The organism is Duganella sp. GW821-FHT07F09, assembly GCF_059418705.1.
Genome location: NZ_JBWKQJ010000024.1, coordinates 29,250 through 46,836 on the forward strand (window position 1 = coordinate 29,250; position 17,587 = coordinate 46,836).

The following is a 17,587-nucleotide window of genomic DNA, read 5'->3' on the forward strand; positions in this document are numbered from 1 at the left end:
GACGCGGACGTTGTGTAACGTCGGCATCGGCATCGGCCTTGGATCCTGGTCGCGCCCGCGGAGGGCGGCGACCGCGTCCAGCTTAGGTCGGGCTGGCTTCCTGGTCCGGGAAGGCGTTGGTGGCCTTGGAGCCCCACAACGCGTAGAACAGCACATACACTTCGCACAGCGCGGTCAGCAGGAAGGACATCTGCAGGCCGTAGATGTCGGCCAGCCAGCCCTGCACCACCACCAGCGCGCCGCCGGCGATGGCCATGATCAGCAAGCCGGCGCCTTCCTCGGTCATCGGGCCCAGGCCCTTGATGCCGAGCGTGAAGATGGTCGGGAACATCACCGAGTGGAACAGGCCGACCGAGATCAGCGCCCACATGGCGACGTGGCCGGTGGTGAAGGTGGCGATCAGCATCACGATGGCGGCGCCGATGCTGGCGCCGGCCAGCACGGTTTCGGCCGAGACGGTGCGCATCAGCGCGGCGCCGACGAAGCGGCCGACCATCATGCCGCCCCACAGGATGAACAGGTAGGTCGACGCGGTCTGGTGGTTGACGTTGCCGATTTCAGGCTGCGAGACGAAGTTGATGAACAGGTTGGCCACGCCGATCTCGGCGATCAGGTAGATGAAGATCGCCGGGATGCCGAACACCAGGTTGCGGTGGCGCCACAGCGAGTGCTTGCCGCGCTGTTCCTTGCTCACGCGGCTGGTGCTGGACGATTTTATTTCCGGCAGCGGGAAGCGGGCGATGATGACGGCCAGCACGATCAGCACGCCGGCGACGATCAGGTACGGCAGTTGCACCGCCTGGGCGTCGGCCAGGCGCTCGGCCTGGGACAGCACCTGGCCGGCTTCGAGCGTGCCCGAGTTGGAGCGGCCCAGGATCAGGTAACCGCCGAACAACGGCGCGAACGTGGTGCCCAGCGAGTTGAACGCCTGGACCAGGTTCAGGCGCGACGAGGCGGTCTGCGGCGAACCGACGACGGCGACGTAGGGATTGGCGGCCACTTGCAGCAGGGCGATGCCGCAGGCGATCACGAACAGCGCGAACAGGGTGACCGGATACGACGGCAGGCGCGCCGCCGGGATCATCATCAAGGAACCCGCGGCCATGATGGCCAGGCCGACGACGATGGATTTCTTGTAGCCGATGCGTTCGATCAGGCGCGCGGCCGGGATCGAGGCGACGAAATAGGCGATGAACCAGACCGACTCGATCAGCGTGGTTTGCGTGTAGTTCAGGTCAAATACGCTGCGCAGGTGCGGCAGCAGCGTGTTGTTAATTACCGTGATGAAACCCCAGGTAAAAAACAGACTTGCAAGCAGCGACATCGTCGCACGATAGCTGACAACGGGAGACGAGGTCGTCTCCATAGTGCGAGCAGATGAAATGGGCGCTGCCATAATCTTTCCTTTCCAACAAGCGGGAGGAATATGGTAGAGCCAATCCCGTAATCTTGCCAATGAATAAAAAACAATGTCCTATATCTTTTTCGATATGGCAGATATCACCAGATCGTAGTACTGGTAAAAACCGCCGGCCGCGGCCAGGGCTTAGGTCTGCACTTTGTGGTCTTCCGACTGGGCTTTTTCCATCGCTTCGGGCTCGAGTTCCTCGGCCGAGCGGTTCAGGTGCACGAACACCCCCCAGGCCGCCAGCAGCACGCCGACGCTGCCCACCAGCGCGGCCACGTACACCAGGCCGGCCAGATCGTCATGCACCGCGTGGAAGGTCGCCACCAGGCCCTCGATCGCCAGCGCCACCACCACCACCACGAAAAAGCGCGACAGGAAGCGCCGCACGCGCGTCGGCGCGCTGATGTCGGCGTCGCGCACCACTTCCTCCTCGATGATGGTCTCGGCGATTTGCAGCGCCACCACGGCGGCGGCCAGGATGCCGATCGCCTCGATCACCTGCTGGGCGGCGGCCAGGCCGAGCTCGCCGGCGGCGGCGTCCCAGCCGATGCGCGCGCTGATGGCGATGAGAAACAGCGCGGCGGCCGCGAACAGGAACGCGATCAGCGCGTGGATCGCGCCGAACGCCGTCAGGAGCTTTTTCATGGGGTGTCCTTACAGTATGCAGTTATTGCTGGATTGTAAGGTGATAGGGCGGGGTCTTATGTTCGCTATGCAGCATATGGCAGGTAATAACGGAATGCACGAGCATAAAAAAACGCGCCGGCCGGCCATCGGGGAGATGGCTGGCCGGCGCGCCGGTTTGTTACCGAAGCGCTAGGTCTGCGCGATTATTTCTTGGCCTTGCGACGGGCAACGGCACCCAGCAGGGCCAGGCCGCCGAGCATCATGGCGTAGGTCTCTGGCTCCGGCACCGGGGTCGGGATGGCCGACACGGTGGCGAGGTACTGGGAATTGGCCAGGGCGGAGGTACCGGTAACATTGACGCTATAGGTGCCGGCAGCCAGGCTACCAACCCAGCTCAGCGTCTGCGAACCGGCGCCGAAGGTTTGGGTCAGGTTGGTGCCGTTCAGAACTGCCGAGAAGTCCAGGATTTGGCCAGCGCTCACTGCGAACGTCTGCAGGGCCGCGAACGAGGTGCTCGATGGCTCCACCAGGGTAAAGTTCCAGGTGTCGTTGATCGCGGTGTTGGCCGCGAACTTGGCCGAGAACAGGCTCGACGTATCGAAACCGGATGGATCGAGGGTGCCCAGGTCGTAGACGGCCGCCGAAGCGTTCCACGACGCTGCAGCAAGCACGGCAGTTGCAACAACAGATTTTAATTTCATATCAATCCTCGGCGAAGGTGGGGGTGGTTCATCAGGGGGGTGTAACTGAGACCGATAGTAGCACCTTTTGATTTGCATTTTCAATCACACACTTATCGTTTTTACACTTACTTTCACTTATTTAAGGATGAGTTGTACGGATGCCTCATTTTTTGTTGCACCGCAGCAATCGGCGGGAAATTTGTCATGTCATTTGAGTATATTTACAACGATAAAAATGATTGGTTGCGCCGCCATGCAGGCTTTAGGATAGCGTCGCAGGTAATTCGGCACGCAGTTCAGCCCGCGATTCACTTTTCAGAAAGATGCTTATCTATGTCAGCTACGTCACCAATCAAACTTGCCATCGTCGGCGTGGGCAAGATCGTCCATGACCAGCACGTGCCGGCGATCACCGCCAACACCGATTTCGCGCTGGTCGCCTCGGCCAGCCGCAACCACACCATCGAAGGCATACCGGGATTCAAGTCGATCGAGGAAATGCTGGCCGCCATGCCCGAGATCGAAGCGGTCTCGCTGTGCATGCCGCCGCAGTACCGCTACGCCGCCGCCCACGTGGCGTTGACTGCCGGAAAGCATGTGTTCCTGGAGAAGCCGCCCGGCGCCACCCTGTCCGAGGTGGCCGACCTGGAGGCGCTGGCCGCCGCCAACGGCGTGTCCCTGTTCACCAGCTGGCACTCGCGCTACGCGCCGGCGGTGCAGCCGGCCAAGGCCTACCTGGCGGCGCACCCGCCTATTAATATGCAGGTGACCTGGAAGGAGGATGTGCGCCACTGGCATCCGAACCAGGACTGGATCTGGCAGGCGGGCGGCCTGGGCGTGTTCGATCCGGGCATCAACGCCTTGTCGATCGTCACCGAGATCCTGCCGTCGCTGGTGTTCCTGACCGGCGCCACCCTGGAATTCCCGGAGAACCGCGACGCGCCGATCGCCGCCGAGTTGCATTTCAAGAACGCCGCCGGCGTGCCCGTCCACGCCGAGTTCGACTGGCGCCAGACCGGCAAGCAGAGCTGGGACATCGTCGTCGGCACCGCGCAGGGCGAGGTCAAGCTCAGCGATGGCGGCGCGCGCCTGTGGATAGCCGGCGAGGAACAGCCGCTGGAGAAGGAGGCCGAGTATCCGTCGCTGTACCGCCGCTTCGCCGAACTGGTCAAGACCGGCGGCTCGGATGTCGACGTGGCGCCGCTGCGCCACGTGGCCGACGCCTTCATGCTGGGCAAACGCAAGGTCGTCGACGCCTTCCACGACTGATGACCGCCATCACGCGACGCGCGACGGCGCTGGCGGCCGGCATAGTGCTGGCCGCACTGCAGCATAATGGCGTCCAGGCGGCCGACGGCGGCTTCGCCAAAGGCGCCGATATCAGCTGGATCACCGAAATGGAGGCGGCCGGCCGTCCCTTCCTCAACCGCGACGGCAAGCGCCAGGATGTGTTCGTCACGCTCAAGGAACAGGGCATGGACGCGGTGCGCCTGCGCGTGTGGGTCGATCCCGCCGAAGGCTACAACGGTCTGGCCGATGTGCTGGCCAAGGCGCGGCGCGCCAAGGCCGCCGGCATGCGGCTGATGATCGACTTCCACTACAGCGACAACTGGGCCGATCCGGGCAAGCAATTCAAGCCCGCCGCGTGGAAGGGCTACAGCGTCGAGCAGTTGGCCAAGGCCGTCGGCGAGCATACCCGCAACACGCTGGAGGCGCTGCGCGCGGCCGGCATCACGCCGGAATGGGTGCAAGTCGGCAACGAAACCACGCATGGCATGCTGTGGCCGGAAGGCGCCGCCGGCGTCCACATGAACCACTACGCGCGCTTCGTGGCCAGCGGCTACTATGCTACGAAGCAAGTGTTCCCCGACGCGCAGGTGATTGTCCATGTGGACAACTGCCACGACAACCGCCAGTTCCGCTGGAACTTCGACGGCTTGCTGGCCCACGGCGGCAAGTTCGACGTGATCGGCGCGTCCGCCTATCCGACCACCGTCAAGGGCGTGGACTGGCGGGCGGCGACGGCGGCCTGCCTGCACAATATGAACGACCTGGCCGCCCGCTACGGCAAGCCGGTGATGTTGGCCGAGGTGGGCGCGCCGTGGAACCATCCCGAGGGCAAGGCCATCATCGCCGACCTGATCGCCAAGGTGCGCCAGGTCGACAACGGCAAGGGCGTCGGCGCGTTCTATTGGGAACCGCAGGCTTACGATTGGAAAGGCTATCCGATGGGGGCCTTCGACCACAGCGGCAAGCCGACCGCGATCATGGACGCGTTCCTGGAGTAGGGGGTTTTTGGTGGATTACGTGGCGGTAATCCACCATGTGGTTTTTTTACGCGCCGCGCCCCCCTGTTTAGTTTGCTTTGATGTAGATTGACAAGTTCGATCATCCATCACGCTTTCTATGTCTTTTCTCACCAGGCGAACCTTGTCGCTTCGGCACCTGCTTATCATCCTGACCGCGATCGGATTGCTGCCCATGGCCTTGCTGGGCGTGTGGAGCATCCACGCGGCCAGCCAGTACCAACTGCGGGAACAGGAAAGATCGATGCTCGACCTGGCGCGCGCGTTGTCGAGCGCGGCCGACGCCGAACTCGACGCCTCGGTCGCCATGCTCGCCAGCGCCGCGCGCGCGCCGGCGCTGATGGCCGGCGACGTCGACGGCTTCTATGACGTGGCGTTCCGGCTGGCGGAGGCCCAGGCCGAATGGCAGGCCCTGATCCTGACGGACGACAAGGGCAAAGTGCTGTTCAATACCATGGCCGGGCGCGACGCCGCGCCGCCCAGGGTGGTCGATACCGAAAGCCTGAAGCGCGTGCTGGCCACGCGCCAGCCGGTGGTGGGCCATATCCTGCGCGGTACGCGGGGCCGCGCCGCGTTTCCGGTGCGCATCCCGGTGATCGACGACGACGGCGAGCTCTACACGCTCACCGCCGTGATCCGTCCCGACCGCATCGTGCAGATGATCCAGCGCCAGAGCATGCCGCAGGGCTCGGTCATTTCCATCATCGACGCCGCCGGCAAGATCGTGGCGCGGTCGCGCAACCAGGACGGCACGGTGGCCGGCACGCCCAGCGCGTCGCTACGGCAATTGATCGGCAGCGCCAAGTCGGAAAACGTCGGCACCGCCGACACGCTCGAGGGCGAGACGGTGGTCTCGGCCTACACCACGCTGTCGCATTACGGCTGGACGGTGGTGGTGGGGCAGCCGGCCGCGCAGTTGCGCACCGCCGCCTACCAGCGCCTGGCGGTCTACGGCGCCGGCATGCTGGCCTCGCTGGCCGTGTGCATCGGCATCGCCTCGCTGCTGTCGGCGCGCATCGTCACCACGATCAAGGGACTGCAAACGGGCGCGGCGGCGCTGGGCACCGGCGCCCCGGTCACCGTGGTGCCGTCGCGCATCGCCGAGTTCCAGCTGATCGGCGCGGCGCTGGAGGAGGCCGAGCGCCAGCGCGCCGCGCAGGAGCGGGAGCGGGCCCTGCTGCTCGATTCGCTGCAGCGGGCGATGGAAAACCAGGAGGAGGCGCTGACGCGCGCGCGCGAGGCGGGCCGGGCCAAGGACGAGTTCCTCGCGGTGCTGGGCCACGAATTGCGCAACCCGCTCAGCCCCATCGTCACCTCGCTCGACTTGATGGACATGCGCGACGAGCCGGGCGCGCGGCGCGAGCGCGCCGTGATGCGGCGCCAGACCAACCACCTGCGGCGCCTGGTCGACGACTTGCTCGACGTCTCGCGCATCACCTCGGGCAAGTTGCGCATCGACGCCAGGCAAGTCAATTTCGCCGACGTGGTGCGGCACGCGGTGGCGGCTTCGCCGCAACCGGTGATGTTGTCGGCACCGCCGGCGCTGTGGGTGCGCGGCGACGACAGCCGCCTGACCCAGGTGCTCAACAACCTGCTGTCGAACGCGGTCCGTTTCGGCAGCGACGACACGCGCGTGTCGCTGGCGGCCGACGGCGCCCGGGCGCGCCTGGTGGTCAGCGACAACGGCATCGGCATGGGCCGCGAACTGCTGGCGCGGGTGTTCGAGCCGTTCATGCAGGCGCCGCAGACGCTGGAGCGCCGCACCGGCGGCTTGGGACTGGGACTGGCGATCGTGCGCAAGCTCGTCGAGCTGCACGGCGGCACCGTGACGGCCGACAGCGACGGTCCCGGCCGGGGCAGCCGCTTCGAGGTGTTGCTGCCGCTGAGCGGGGCGGCGGCGGACGCGCCGCCGGACGCGCCGCGCGGCGCCAGCGCCGGGGTGCGCGTGCTGCTGGTGGACGACAACGTCGACGCCGCCACGTCCGGCGCGGCGCTGCTCGAACAACTGGGGCACGAGGTGCGCGTGCTGCACAGCGCGGAGGCGGCGCTGGCGCAGTTCCGCCAGTACGCGCCGGCGGTGGCGATCCTCGACATCGGCCTGCCGGACATGGATGGCTACGCGCTGGCGGCGGCGCTGCGGCGCGCGCAGGGCCAGGCGCCGCTGCGGCTGGTGGCGCTGACCGGGTATGGGCAGAAGGAGGATATCGAGCGGGCCGCCGAAGCCGGGTTCGACCTGCACCTGACCAAGCCGGCCAGCGCCGAGGAGCTGGGGCGGGCGGCCGGCCTGGCCGGGTGATCGGCCGCCGGCGGCGCGTGCATGGCGGATTACGCTGCGCTAATCCGCCCTACGTGTCTCCGTAGTGACATCAGGTCGTGTGGCCATCGATTGGCGGTGTTGGATGCTTGTGGGGCGATAGCGCCGTGGCGGCCCCCGGCTCAGCCGTGCAGGGCGCGCTCGCGGCCGACCGCGTAGCCCTGCGCGTAGTCGATGCCGATGTTGTTGACCACGTCCAGGGTCACCGTGTCCTCGACGAACTCGGCGATCGTTTGGATGCCGATCACCCGGCCCACCTTGTGGATCGCCTCGACCATCGCCCGGTGCACCGGATTTTGCGCGATGCCGCGGATGAAGGAGCCGTCGATCTTGAGGAAATCGACCGGCAGCGATTTCAGATAGCCGAACGACGACAGGCCGCTGCGGAAATCGTCCAGCGAAAACCGGCAGCCCAGCAGCTTGAGCCGCGACATCAGGTCCTGCGCCTTCGGCAGGTTGCGGATCGCCGCCGTCTCGGTGATCTCGAAACAGATCCGCGCCGGGTCGACCCCGTTGTCGACGAACTGGTCGATGATGAACAGGTGCAGCGTGTCGTCGTTCATCGACGGCCCCGACAAGTTGACCGAGAGCATAGGCGGCGCCGCGCCACGCTCCGGCGCCCCGGCCGGCGCCTGGCCGGCGAGGTGGCGGCACACGGCGCGGATGACCCAGCGGTCCAGCGTCGGCATCATGTGGTAGCGCTCGGCGGCGGGGATGAAGCGGTCCGGCCGGATCACCTCGCCGCCGTCGGCCTTCAACCGCAGCAGGATCTCCTCGTGGCCGCGGCGGTTGCCCTGCAACGCCACGATCGGCATCGCGTGCAGTTCGAAGCCGTCGCGCTGGATGGCGTCGTTCAGGCGCGGCACCCACATCATCTCGCCGTGGCGCCGCGCCGGCGTGGCGTCGCCCTCCGAATAGACGTGGATGCGGTTGCGCCCCTGGTCCTTGGCCATGTGGCAGGCCTCGTCGGCGGCGATCAGCACGTCGCTGACGGACTTGCTGTCGGCGCTGATCTCGACCATGCCGATGCTGGCGCCGGTCCCGAAGCTGTGCTCGTCCCAGACGAAGCGGAAGTCCTTGACCAGCCGGCGGATCTCCTCGGCGATCAGGCGCGCCTGGTCGAGCCGGCAATGGCCCAGCAGCACGCCCAGCCCGTCGCCGCCCAGGCGCGCCAGCACGTCGCTTTCGCGCATCTTTTGCCGCAGCAGGTTGGCCAGGATCTGCAGCAGCGCGTCGCCGGCGGCGGGGCCGGCGGTGTCGTTGACCAGCTTGAAGCGGTCGAGGTCGATATACAGCAGCGCGTGCGTGTGGTCGTCCTGCTTCGACACGTGCAGCGCGTTGGCGATGTGCCGCTCGAACTCGCGCCGGTTGCACAGGCCCGTGAGCACGTCGTGGTTCGCGTGCCAGGAAAACTGGCTCGACGGCGCGCGCTGGTGGGTGACGTCGCGGAACACCGCCACCGCCCCCAGCATTTCGCCGTCCGCCAGCCGGATCGGCGCGGCCGTGTCCTCGATGGCGATGCGGCGCCCGTCGCGCGTGACGAGCATGGCGCGCGCCGGCGGCCCGACCGCTTCGCGCTTGAGCAGGCATTTGTAGACGGTGTGGTCGAGCGGGCGGCCGCCGGCCTCGTCGACCAGCGGCAGCACCTCGACGATGTCGCGTCCGGCGGCCCGCTCGCGCGTCCACCCGGTCAGCCGCTCGGCCGCGCGGTTCATGTAGCGCGTCGCGCCGTGCGCGTCGGTGGTGATGACGCCGTCGCCGATGCAGTCGAGCGTGGCCTCGGACACGCGTTCGCGCTGGTCGGCGACGCGTTCTTTTTCGACCACCTCGGAAATGTCGCGGATCAGTCCCAGCGTACGGTCCGGCCGGCCCAGCGCGTCGCACAGCACCTTGGCCTCGGCGCGCAGCCAGCGCACGGCGCCGTCGGCCGGGCGCACGCAATAGCCGATGTGGTATTGGCCCGCCGCGTCGACGGCCTCCTGCATGGTGCGCAGCACCGAGTCGCGATCGTCCGCGTGCACCAGCGCCAGGAACTGCGGGAATGGCTGGTCGGTTTCCCGCGCCGGCAGGCCCACCATGGCGGCGCCGGGCGCCGACCAGTGGATGGTCCCATCCATAACGTCTCCATTGACGACGGTGGCGTCCCAGATCGCCATGCCTGCCGCCTCGACCGCCATGCGGGATCGCAATTCGTGCTCGTCCATGTCCGCCCCGCGCGTAAAAATAAGTGCGTTGATACGAATCGATGTTGGCCCGCCAGCGAGGGGGGGGATTGATAAAACGCAAACGAACAATGATAAACGGCGCAAACCCCGGCCGCGGACGGAGCGGGAGCGCAAGCAAAAACGGTGATCCGGGCCACCCGCAGCAAAAAGCGGTAACGAAAATGCCTGTATCGTGTGATGGCACACACATACGTTGTTAATTACCGCCGCGCGCGATTGAACAAGGCTCGTTTTGCCCGGTAAAATGTTAATAATAAGGCATTTCTAGCAAGGAGCTTTCATGTCTCAACCCAAACCCTACGATCCAAACGCGATGCTCGACACCATCCTGGCAAAAATGCAGCTGCGCAATGACGCAGCACTGTCGCGCTTGCTGGATATCCAGGCCCCCGTGATCAGCAAAATCCGTCATCACCGCATGCCGGTCAGCGGCGCGCTGCTGGTGCGCATCCACGAGGCGACCGGCCTTAGCGTACGCGCGCTGCAGGACCTGATGGGTGACCGCCGCAGTAAATTCCGCCTGTCGTCGGCCCAGGGCCGCGCCGGCGCCCAGACCGGCAGCGCCGCCGGTGCCGAATGACGGCGCCTGCGACCCCCGCCGGTGACGAGCTGGTGGCGCTGGCCGCGCTGCTGCAGCGCCAGGGCTACCGGTTCACCACCGTCACGCCCGCCACCCACGGCCGTGTATTGAGCCGCGCGGCGCCGCAGGGCGCGCCCAGCCTGCGCGACGTGTTCGGCTGGAACAAGCCGTTTAGCGCCGACCAGATCGACGCGGCGATTCTCGGGCAGATGCGGAAAGCCGGCGTGCTGCGGGAACAAGCGGGCACTCTGCGCAGCACGGTGCGCGCCTCGACCATCGGCCAGCGGCTGTACTTCCATTCGGCCTATCCGACCGGCGACGCCGACTCGGTGTTTCTGGGCCCGGACACCTACCGTTTCGTGCGGGCGGCCGGCCAGGTGCTGGACCAACTGTCCGCCAGTCCCGGCGCCGGCGTGCGGCGCGCGGCCGACATCGGCTGCGGCGCGGGGCCGGGCGCGATCATGCTGGCCCAGCGCTTCCCGGAGGCGCAAGTCTACGCCGTCGATATCAACGACCGGGCGCTGGCGCTGGCCGACGTCAATTGCCGGCTGGCCGGCGTCGGCAATGTCGCCTGCGTGCACAGCGACATGCTGTCGGGCCTGGAGGGCGAGTTCGACGTGATCATCTCCAATCCGCCGTATCTGCTCGACCCCGACCAGCGCGCCTACCGCCACGGCGGCGGCGAGCTGGGGGCCGGTTTGTCGCTGCGCATCGTCGAGGCGGCGATCGCGCGGCTCGCGCCCGGCGGTACCTTGCTGCTGTACACCGGCGTGGCGATCGACAATGGCGAGGACCCGTTCCTGCGACAGGCCGGCAGCATGCTCGAAGCGGCGCGGATGTCGTGGAAGTACGAGGAAATCGATCCCGATGTGTTTGGCGAGGAACTCGATACCCCGGCCTATGCCGGCGTCGACCGCATCGCCGCCGTCATGCTGCTGGCCAGAAAAGCCGCTGCCCGGTGAAGGTATGATGATGAAGGTATTACGGCAGCGTTTGCTGCGTGGCGCCAATCTGTATAGCCGCTTTCCGTGCATTGCCGCCACCATTTCGTTCGATGCCACCGAGGTGCCGCTGGCGGACGTCGCCAGCGCCGTGGCGCGGCAAGTGGCGTCGCCTTTGCCTTCGGCCGCGAGCACGGACGTCGGCGTTCTGGTGGCGCAGGCCGCGTTGCAGTTGCAGCGCTGCTGTGGCCACGCGCTCGATTTCGCCCATGCGGAAGCGCTGGCGCCCGGCTCGGCACAGCGCCGTGTCGTCATCGAGTACGCATTGGAGCACGTGGCGCAGCGGGCGCTGGCGATGGCGACCGATATCGTCGGCGCCGCCATGCGCGGCGAAGACTACGACGCCGCCGGAGCCCACGCGGCGCTGCGCGCGTTGTCGAGGGCCTTGGCGTTGCCGCCGCGCATCGGCGAACTGGTCGGCCAGGCGCGGGCGCTGGGCATTCCCGTGCTGCGCGCCAGCGAGCACGCCGATCTGGTGCAGTTCGGGTGGGGAAGCCGGCAGTGGCGCTTCGTCGACGCGCCGGTGGCCGATACGCCGCTGCTGACCAACACCATCGTGCGCGACCGCCTGCTCGCACGGGCGTTGATGGTCGAGGCGAATATCGATGTCCCGGCCGGCACCACCGTCAACCGGCTGGAGGACGCGTTGCGCGTCGGCCGCCGTTACGACTGGCAGGCGGTGGTCAAGCGCCGCCTTGCGACCGGCGACGACCGGCAATGGCGCTGCACCAGCGAAGCGGAGCTGACGGCGGCGTTCGCGCTGGTGCACGCGGCCGGCGGCGATGTCGTCATCGACAGCTTTGAAGACGGCCCGCTCGCCATCGTGCCGGTCGGCGCGGACGGCGCCCTGCACGCGTCGGCGCAGGTGCGCCATCTGTGCCTCGGCGCCGCCGCCAAGCTGGGGCTGGCCGAGGCGCGGGTGGGCGTCGTCGAAAGCGAATCAGGACCGCTGGTGACCGCCATCGATGGCGCCGGCGCGCCGGCCGATGTCGCCGACGCCGCCACGCGGGCGCGCCGGATGCTGGCGCAGCCGGGCCAGGGCCGCATCCCGGTGATCGCGGTCACCGGCACCAACGGCAAGACCACCACCACCCTGATGATCGCGCACGCCGTGCGGCTGGCGGGGCTGCGCACCGGCCACACCACCACGCAAGGGATCTTCATCGGCCAGCGCATGGTCGGCCAGGGCGATTGCACCGGTTACTGGTCGCACCGCACCGTCCTCGGTTCTCCCGAAGTCGACTTCGCCGTGCTCGAGGCCGCGCGCGGCGGCCTGCTCAAGCGCGGCCTGGCGTTCGACGCCTGCGCCGTGGGCGTCATGCTCAACGTCTCGGACGACCACCTGGGCCTGGACGGCGTGGAGACCGTCGAGGATCTCGCGCGGGTCAAGTCGACGGTGATCGCGGGCGCGCGAACGGCCGTGCTCAACGCCGACGACCCGCACTGCGTGGACGCGCGGGCGCGCCTGGCGCCGGATGCCGGGATAATTTTCTTTTCCATGGATCCGGCCAACGCCACTTTGCTCGCGCATCTGGCCGGCGGCGGCAGCGGCGTGTGGCTGCAGGACGAGACGATCGTGCTGGCCGACGGCGCCGGCCGCGCCGTTCAGCCGGTCATCGGCGCGGCCACCATTCCCGCCACCGTCGGCGGCATGGCCCGCTATAACATCGCCAACAGCCTGGCGGCGACGGCAGCGTTGCACGCGACCGGGTTTGGCGCCGCGCACATCGCCGCGGCGCTGGCCAGTTTCGTCTCCGACGCGGCGACCAATCCCTTGCGCTCGAATATCTTCGCGGTGCGCGACTTCCATATCGTGCTCGATTACGCGCACAATCCGGCCGCGTACGCCGCGCTGGGCGACCTGGCGCGCGGCATGGCGGGACGCACGCCGGGGGCGCGCGTGTTGGGCGTGGTGACGTCGCCGGGGGACCGGCGCGACGCCGACCTGCGCCGCATCGGCGAAACCTGCGCCGCCGCTTTCGACGTGCTGTTCGTCTACGAGTCGCAGGCCCGTGGCCGGCCGCCGGGCGAGGCGGCGGCCGTCATCGGCGAGGGCGTGCGCGCCGCCGCCGGGCCGGCGACCATGCAAACGTTTGGCGGCGCGGCCGAGGCGCTGCGCGCGGCTTACCGCCAATGCCGCCATGGTGATGTGCTGGTGTTCGCCTGCGGCAGCGCCGTCTCGACCCTGACCGACGGTGTGCGCGCCATCGACCCCGAGGGCGCCGCCGCGATCGAGTCGCAACTGGGCGGCTCCTAGCGGAGGCCGCGCCATCCGACTCAGGACAGGGCCGTGTCGAGCACCATCATCACGATGAAGCCGATCACCAGCGCGCAGGACGCTGTCTTGCGGTGGCCATGGCGGTGCGCCTCGGGCACGACGTCGTGGCAGATCACGTACAGCATGGCGCCGGCCGCGCCGGCCAGGCCCCAGGGCAGGAAGCGGGCGCTGGCCTCGATCAGCAGCGCGCCGCCGACCGCGCCCAGCGGTTCGACCACGCCGGACATCGCGCCCAGCACCGCGGAAAACACCCGGCCGTAGCCGACCGAGCGCAGGGCGATGGCCACCACCAGTCCTTCCGGGATGTCCTGAATGGCGATGCCCATCGCCAGCGTGTGCGCCTTGGCGGCGTCGACGCCGCCGTAGCCGACGCCGATCGCCAGGCCCTCGGGCAAATTGTGTATCGCCACCGCGCCGACGAACAGCCAGGCGCGGGTCATGGCGGTGGTGTCGGCGCGGTCGCCCAGCACCTGCTCGGAACGCACCAGGTAACCCAGCAGCATCACCAGCAGCATGCCGATCAGGATGCCGCCGCCGACCGTCATGCTGGCAACGGCCGAGCTGGCGCCGGCGTTCTTGCTGGCGTTAATCGCCGGCAAAACCAGCGAGAACGACGTGGCCGCCAGCATAATGCCGCCGCCCAGGCCCAGGGCGGCGTCATAGCTGCGCTGCGAAAAGTTCTGCGCCAGCAGCACGGGCAGGGTGCCCACCGCCGTGGCGGCGGCGGCCCATAGACCGGCGGTCAGCGCCTGTTGCGCCGGCATGGGTAGCGACGCGATCGTCAGCGCCAGGTCGCGTGTCAGCAGCAGCAGGCCGAGGACGCCGATGAAGGCGCCCATGGCGTGGCGCCAGGTGGGCCGGGGGCCGGATCTGAGCATGGGCTTGGTTTCTCCTGTTAAGTGCGGCCATCTTACGGCGGCGGCAACGCCGCGTCTGTCGGTGCGCAACGCCCGCAGGTGTAAGACGGCTCTCGCACGGCTTTGTTTAGCCCGTCCCCGGCCACCCCGATTCAGCTCGGCGGACGCTGGCGGCCGCCGCCGCCGCGCGGCCATCCGGCCCATCCCGGCTTGAGCCGTCGACGGGGCCGATGAATCGTCGAGTGGTTCCGGCCGAAAGCGCCATGCACCGTCGGTCGAGGCACGCCGGCCCATTCCTTTCGTCGTAGTAAATCGTTGGCGCCATTGGCGAATGACGGTTCAGAACGAAATGCGCAGGCTCGACGCCATCTTGCTCGGCACCGAGGACGGCAGCGTGACCGTCAAGGCGTCGTCGCGCTGTTCCCAGCTCAGCGCTTCGGCGCTGCCCAGCAAGGCGATCGCCTTGACCGGCCGGGCTTCCAGCCCCGCCTTGCGTCCCAGCGACTGGATGCGCACCGTGCGGCCGGGCACGCCGAGGGTGATCGCATACAGCGCGTCGCCCTTGGTGGTGAAGCGGATGTCCTCCGGCGTGTAGGCGGTGTTCTCCTGGAAGTGGCCGGAGGCCGCCTTGGTCGGACCTTCACCGAAGACCTTCCACGGACGGGTGCCGTAGATGGCCTCGTCGTTCACGCCCATCCATTCGCTCATCTCCGACAGGAAGGTCAGCGCCTCCGGCGGCAGGCTGCCGTCGGGGTACTGCACCACGTTGAGCAGCAGGTTGCCGTTCTTGCTGACGATGTCGGCCAGCATGTGCACCACTTCCGGGGTCGTCTTGTACTTGTAGCCTTCGCTGTAGAACCAGTCGCCGATGGAGGTGTCGGTCTGCCACGGCAGCGGCTTGATGCCTTCGGCCACGCCGCGTTCGATGTCCTGCACTCCGGCCTCGGGAATGAACTCGCCGGTGCCGATGTCCTTGTGGTTGTAGACCGCTTGCAGCTTGCCGCCGTGCGCGGCGATGCTGGCGTTGTAGAAGTTCGACACCAGGGTGCGCCCCACGCGGCCGAACGGCAGGCCGCCGTCCGAGTACAGCAGGTCCGGCTGATAGCGGCTCACCAGGTCGGTGATGCGGTTGAACCATTGCTGGTGCCAGCGGGTGTCGCTGGTGTACCAGCTCTTGGTGCCGCGGTAGGGCTGGTTGTGCGCCCGGTGGTACAGCGACTGGTAGCGCGGATCGGCGCCGTCGTAATCGACGCCGAACTCCGGCCACATCGGCGAGTAGCCGTGGCTGGTGGCGAACCAGCCGTAACTGGCCCCCAGGTGCTCCGACACGCCGAAGCGCAAGCCGGCCTTGAGCGCCGCCTTTTGCCAGTCGCCGACGATGTCGCGGCGCGGCCCCATCTTGACGGCGTTCCATTCGTGGTGACGCGAGTCCCACAGATCGAAATTGTCGTGGTGCACGCCCATGCTGACGAAGTAGCGCGCGCCGGCCTTCTTGTACAGCGCCATCAGGCCTTCGGGGTCGAACTTCTCTGCCTTCCACAAGGGGATGATGTCCTTGTAGCCGAACTTGGACGGGTGGCCGTAGTTCTTGACGTGATGGTTGTACTGCGGCGAATTCCATATGTACATGTTGCGGGCGTACCAATCCCCCGCGCGCGGCACCGCCTGCGGTCCCCAGTGCGACCAGATGCCGAACTTGGCGTCGCGGAACCAGTCGGGAACTTGATAGGATTTGAGCGAGGCGGCGGTCGGCTGGAAAGGTCCGGCGACCCTGGCCAGCTTGACGGGCGGCTCGGCGGCCATGGCCGGGGCGGGCGCGGCTGCGGCCGCGAGGGCGAGGACGGATGAGAAGGTTGCGGCGCGCTGCGTGTTTCCCCACGTGGGCATGGTATCTCCTTGATGAGTCCCGCGCGGAGCGGGTGGTTGTTGTGTGTTTATTATATATGGAAAACAATCGATATTGTGGGAACCACGCATGCGTTGCCGAAATTGCTTGACAATAATCTAAGGTGATCCTAAAGTGATATCACTTTGATGTCATTTACCTGAGGAGCAATCGAGCATGAATGGTGCAAACACTCGCCGCGAAACGGCGTTCTCATCGACGAATGGCTACCTGGCGGCCTGCGCCGGCATTGTTTTACTGTTGGGCGCCGCGTGGATGTTTAAAACGGCAATCGGGGAGAATGGCGGTTTTTCGTCGTTGTTCGGCGCGATAGCGCTGTTGCTGGCCGCAGTGTTTTTCCTGACGGGCCTGTTCATGCTGCAACCGAACGAAAGCGCGATCCTCACCTTGTTCGGCAAGTACATCGGCACCGACCGCAGCGAAGGGCTGCGCTGGGCGTTTCCGTTGTACGTCAAGCGGCGCCTGTCGCTGCGCGCGCGCAATTTCAACGCGCCCACGCTCAAGGTCAACGACAAGCGCGGCAACCCGGTCGAGATCAGCGCTGCCATCGTCTGGCGCGTGCGCGACACCGCCCAGGCGGTGTTCGAAGTGGACGATTTCGAGCGTTACGTCGCGATCCAGGCCGAGGCGGCGCTGCGCCACCTCGCCTCCCAATATGCATACGACGAGGCCGAGGATTTGCCGGAAGGCGAAACCACGCTGCGCGGTGGCATGGACGTGGTCGTCGACGCCCTCAAGTGCGAGCTGCAAGCGCGGTTCGAGGAGGCCGGCGTGCAGGTGGTCGACGCCAAGCTCACCCATCTGGCGTACGCTCCCGAGATCGCCCAGGTCATGCTGCGCCGCCAGCAGGCCGAGGCGATCATCAGCGCCCGCTCCAAGATCGTGCACGGCGCCGTCAGCATGGTCGAATCGGCGCTGAAGGGATTGTCGGAGCGCGGCATCGTCGAGTTGGACGACGAGCGCAAGGCGGCGATGGTCAGCAATTTGCTTGTGGTGCTGTGCTCGGACAAGGAAACCCAGCCGATCATCAACACGGGCACCCTCTACAACTAGCGGCCGAAAAGCATGGCGAGTCCAGGTAAAAAAGCATATCCGCTGCGCATCGATCCCGCGCTATGGGAGGAGCTGCAACGCCTCGCCGCGCGCGACCTGCGCAGCGTGAACGCGGAAATCGAATTTTTGCTGCGGGAGGGGCTGGCCCGGCGCGGCGTCAAGATCAAGGACGACAGCGGCAAACCCGGCGAACCGGAGCAAGAATAAATCGGGGTCAGGTCCGACATTCGGACATTTCGGAACTTTGGACACGCTGAAAAGTTCCGTTTTCGTCTCAGTTTGTCCGAATGTCGGACCTCGTATATTGAGCGTACCGCATCTCCATTGGATAATGAAGATGTAGATGCGG

The 17,587-nt window shown here is 66.9% G+C and carries 14 protein-coding genes; 8 read left to right on the forward strand and 6 right to left on the reverse strand.

Annotation, left to right across the window (positions count from 1 at the left end):
- Nucleotides 1–82 precede the first annotated feature (82 nt).
- From AC07P1_RS32660 to AC07P1_RS32670, 3 genes are all read right to left on the reverse strand, one after another.
- Nucleotides 83–1,324: a sugar MFS transporter gene (locus AC07P1_RS32660; RefSeq protein WP_494699759.1), complete on the reverse strand. Its 1,242-nt coding sequence runs from the start codon at nucleotides 1,322–1,324 to the stop codon at nucleotides 83–85.
- Nucleotides 1,325–1,546: 222 nt separating this feature from the next.
- Nucleotides 1,547–2,053 (reverse strand): hypothetical protein, encoded by a 507-nt coding sequence (locus tag AC07P1_RS32665; RefSeq protein WP_494699760.1) that lies wholly within the window; start codon nucleotides 2,051–2,053, stop codon nucleotides 1,547–1,549.
- Between the two features lie 185 nt (nucleotides 2,054–2,238).
- Nucleotides 2,239–2,736: an FxDxF family PEP-CTERM protein gene (locus AC07P1_RS32670; RefSeq protein WP_315212506.1), complete on the reverse strand. Its 498-nt coding sequence runs from the start codon at nucleotides 2,734–2,736 to the stop codon at nucleotides 2,239–2,241.
- Between the two features lie 315 nt (nucleotides 2,737–3,051).
- Here AC07P1_RS32670 and AC07P1_RS32675 point away from each other — a divergent pair, with 315 nt between their 5' ends.
- From AC07P1_RS32675 to AC07P1_RS32685, 3 genes are all read left to right on the forward strand, one after another.
- A complete protein-coding gene (locus AC07P1_RS32675) occupies nucleotides 3,052–3,987 on the forward strand; it encodes a Gfo/Idh/MocA family protein (protein WP_494699761.1) in 936 nt (311 codons plus the stop codon).
- Nucleotides 3,987–5,006: a glycoside hydrolase family 53 protein gene (locus AC07P1_RS32680; protein ID WP_494699762.1), complete on the forward strand. Its 1,020-nt coding sequence runs from the start codon at nucleotides 3,987–3,989 to the stop codon at nucleotides 5,004–5,006. The genes AC07P1_RS32675 and AC07P1_RS32680 overlap by 1 nt, the downstream gene beginning before the upstream one ends.
- Before the next feature lie 142 nt (nucleotides 5,007–5,148).
- Nucleotides 5,149–7,320, forward strand: coding sequence for a hybrid sensor histidine kinase/response regulator (locus AC07P1_RS32685; protein WP_494699763.1), 2,172 nt, complete (start codon nucleotides 5,149–5,151; stop codon nucleotides 7,318–7,320).
- Nucleotides 7,321–7,460: 140 nt separating this feature from the next.
- Here the strand turns inward: AC07P1_RS32685 and AC07P1_RS32690 are convergent, their stop codons facing one another.
- The gene (locus AC07P1_RS32690) at nucleotides 7,461–9,542 is read right to left on the reverse strand and encodes an EAL domain-containing protein (RefSeq protein ID WP_494699764.1); all 2,082 of its coding nucleotides are present in this window, start codon (nucleotides 9,540–9,542) and stop codon (nucleotides 7,461–7,463) included.
- A gap of 301 nt (nucleotides 9,543–9,843) precedes the next feature.
- Here AC07P1_RS32690 and AC07P1_RS32695 point away from each other — a divergent pair, with 301 nt between their 5' ends.
- Genes AC07P1_RS32695 through AC07P1_RS32705 form a run of 3 tightly spaced genes read left to right on the forward strand, consistent with a single transcriptional unit; the run spans nucleotide 9,844 to nucleotide 13,401 of the window.
- Nucleotides 9,844–10,143 (forward strand): hypothetical protein, encoded by a 300-nt coding sequence (locus AC07P1_RS32695; RefSeq protein ID WP_494699765.1) that lies wholly within the window; start codon nucleotides 9,844–9,846, stop codon nucleotides 10,141–10,143.
- The gene (locus tag AC07P1_RS32700) at nucleotides 10,140–11,105 is read left to right on the forward strand and encodes a class I SAM-dependent methyltransferase (RefSeq protein ID WP_494699766.1); all 966 of its coding nucleotides are present in this window, start codon (nucleotides 10,140–10,142) and stop codon (nucleotides 11,103–11,105) included. Before AC07P1_RS32695 ends, AC07P1_RS32700 begins: the two co-directional genes overlap by 4 nt.
- A 7-nt stretch (nucleotides 11,106–11,112) precedes the next feature.
- Nucleotides 11,113–13,401 (forward strand): Mur ligase family protein, encoded by a 2,289-nt coding sequence (locus tag AC07P1_RS32705; RefSeq protein WP_494699767.1) that lies wholly within the window; start codon nucleotides 11,113–11,115, stop codon nucleotides 13,399–13,401.
- A 20-nt stretch (nucleotides 13,402–13,421) separates the two neighbouring features.
- On the opposite strand, the gene AC07P1_RS32710 is transcribed toward AC07P1_RS32705, so the two are convergent.
- Entirely contained in the window at nucleotides 13,422–14,300 is an 879-nt protein-coding gene (locus AC07P1_RS32710) for a ZIP family metal transporter (RefSeq protein ID WP_494699768.1), read from the reverse strand.
- A 318-nt stretch (nucleotides 14,301–14,618) separates the two neighbouring features.
- On the reverse strand, nucleotides 14,619–16,166 hold the full coding sequence (locus AC07P1_RS32715) for an alpha-L-fucosidase (RefSeq protein ID WP_494699769.1): 1,548 nt from the start codon (nucleotides 16,164–16,166) through the stop codon (nucleotides 14,619–14,621).
- Nucleotides 16,167–16,341: 175 nt separating this feature from the next.
- On the opposite strand from AC07P1_RS32715, the gene AC07P1_RS32720 reads away from it, so the two are divergent.
- Nucleotides 16,342–17,238, forward strand: coding sequence for an SPFH domain-containing protein (locus tag AC07P1_RS32720; protein ID WP_494699770.1), 897 nt, complete (start codon nucleotides 16,342–16,344; stop codon nucleotides 17,236–17,238).
- A gap of 12 nt (nucleotides 17,239–17,250) precedes the next feature.
- On the forward strand, nucleotides 17,251–17,445 hold the full coding sequence (locus AC07P1_RS32725) for a type II toxin-antitoxin system antitoxin (RefSeq protein WP_494699771.1): 195 nt from the start codon (nucleotides 17,251–17,253) through the stop codon (nucleotides 17,443–17,445).
- The last annotated feature ends 142 nt before the right edge of the window (nucleotides 17,446–17,587 follow it).

Bases quoted from the DNA above. Each gene is read 5' to 3' on its own strand.
- AC07P1_RS32660 (WP_494699759.1), bottom strand. From the start codon at position 1,324: ATGTCGCTGCTTGCAAGTCTGTTTTTTACCTGGGGTTTCATCACGGTA.
- AC07P1_RS32665 (WP_494699760.1), bottom strand. From the start codon at position 2,053: ATGAAAAAGCTCCTGACGGCGTTCGGCGCGATCCACGCGCTGATCGCG.
- AC07P1_RS32670 (WP_315212506.1), bottom strand. From the start codon at position 2,736: ATGAAATTAAAATCTGTTGTTGCAACTGCCGTGCTTGCTGCAGCGTCG.
- AC07P1_RS32675 (WP_494699761.1), top strand. From the start codon at position 3,052: ATGTCAGCTACGTCACCAATCAAACTTGCCATCGTCGGCGTGGGCAAG.
- AC07P1_RS32680 (WP_494699762.1), top strand. From the start codon at position 3,987: ATGACCGCCATCACGCGACGCGCGACGGCGCTGGCGGCCGGCATAGTG.
- AC07P1_RS32690 (WP_494699764.1), bottom strand. From the start codon at position 9,542: ATGGACGAGCACGAATTGCGATCCCGCATGGCGGTCGAGGCGGCAGGC.
- AC07P1_RS32695 (WP_494699765.1), top strand. From the start codon at position 9,844: ATGTCTCAACCCAAACCCTACGATCCAAACGCGATGCTCGACACCATC.
- AC07P1_RS32700 (WP_494699766.1), top strand. From the start codon at position 10,140: ATGACGGCGCCTGCGACCCCCGCCGGTGACGAGCTGGTGGCGCTGGCC.
- AC07P1_RS32705 (WP_494699767.1), top strand. From the start codon at position 11,113: ATGATGAAGGTATTACGGCAGCGTTTGCTGCGTGGCGCCAATCTGTAT.
- AC07P1_RS32710 (WP_494699768.1), bottom strand. From the start codon at position 14,300: ATGCTCAGATCCGGCCCCCGGCCCACCTGGCGCCACGCCATGGGCGCC.
- AC07P1_RS32715 (WP_494699769.1), bottom strand. From the start codon at position 16,166: ATGCCCACGTGGGGAAACACGCAGCGCGCCGCAACCTTCTCATCCGTC.
- AC07P1_RS32720 (WP_494699770.1), top strand. From the start codon at position 16,342: ATGAATGGTGCAAACACTCGCCGCGAAACGGCGTTCTCATCGACGAAT.
- AC07P1_RS32725 (WP_494699771.1), top strand. From the start codon at position 17,251: ATGGCGAGTCCAGGTAAAAAAGCATATCCGCTGCGCATCGATCCCGCG.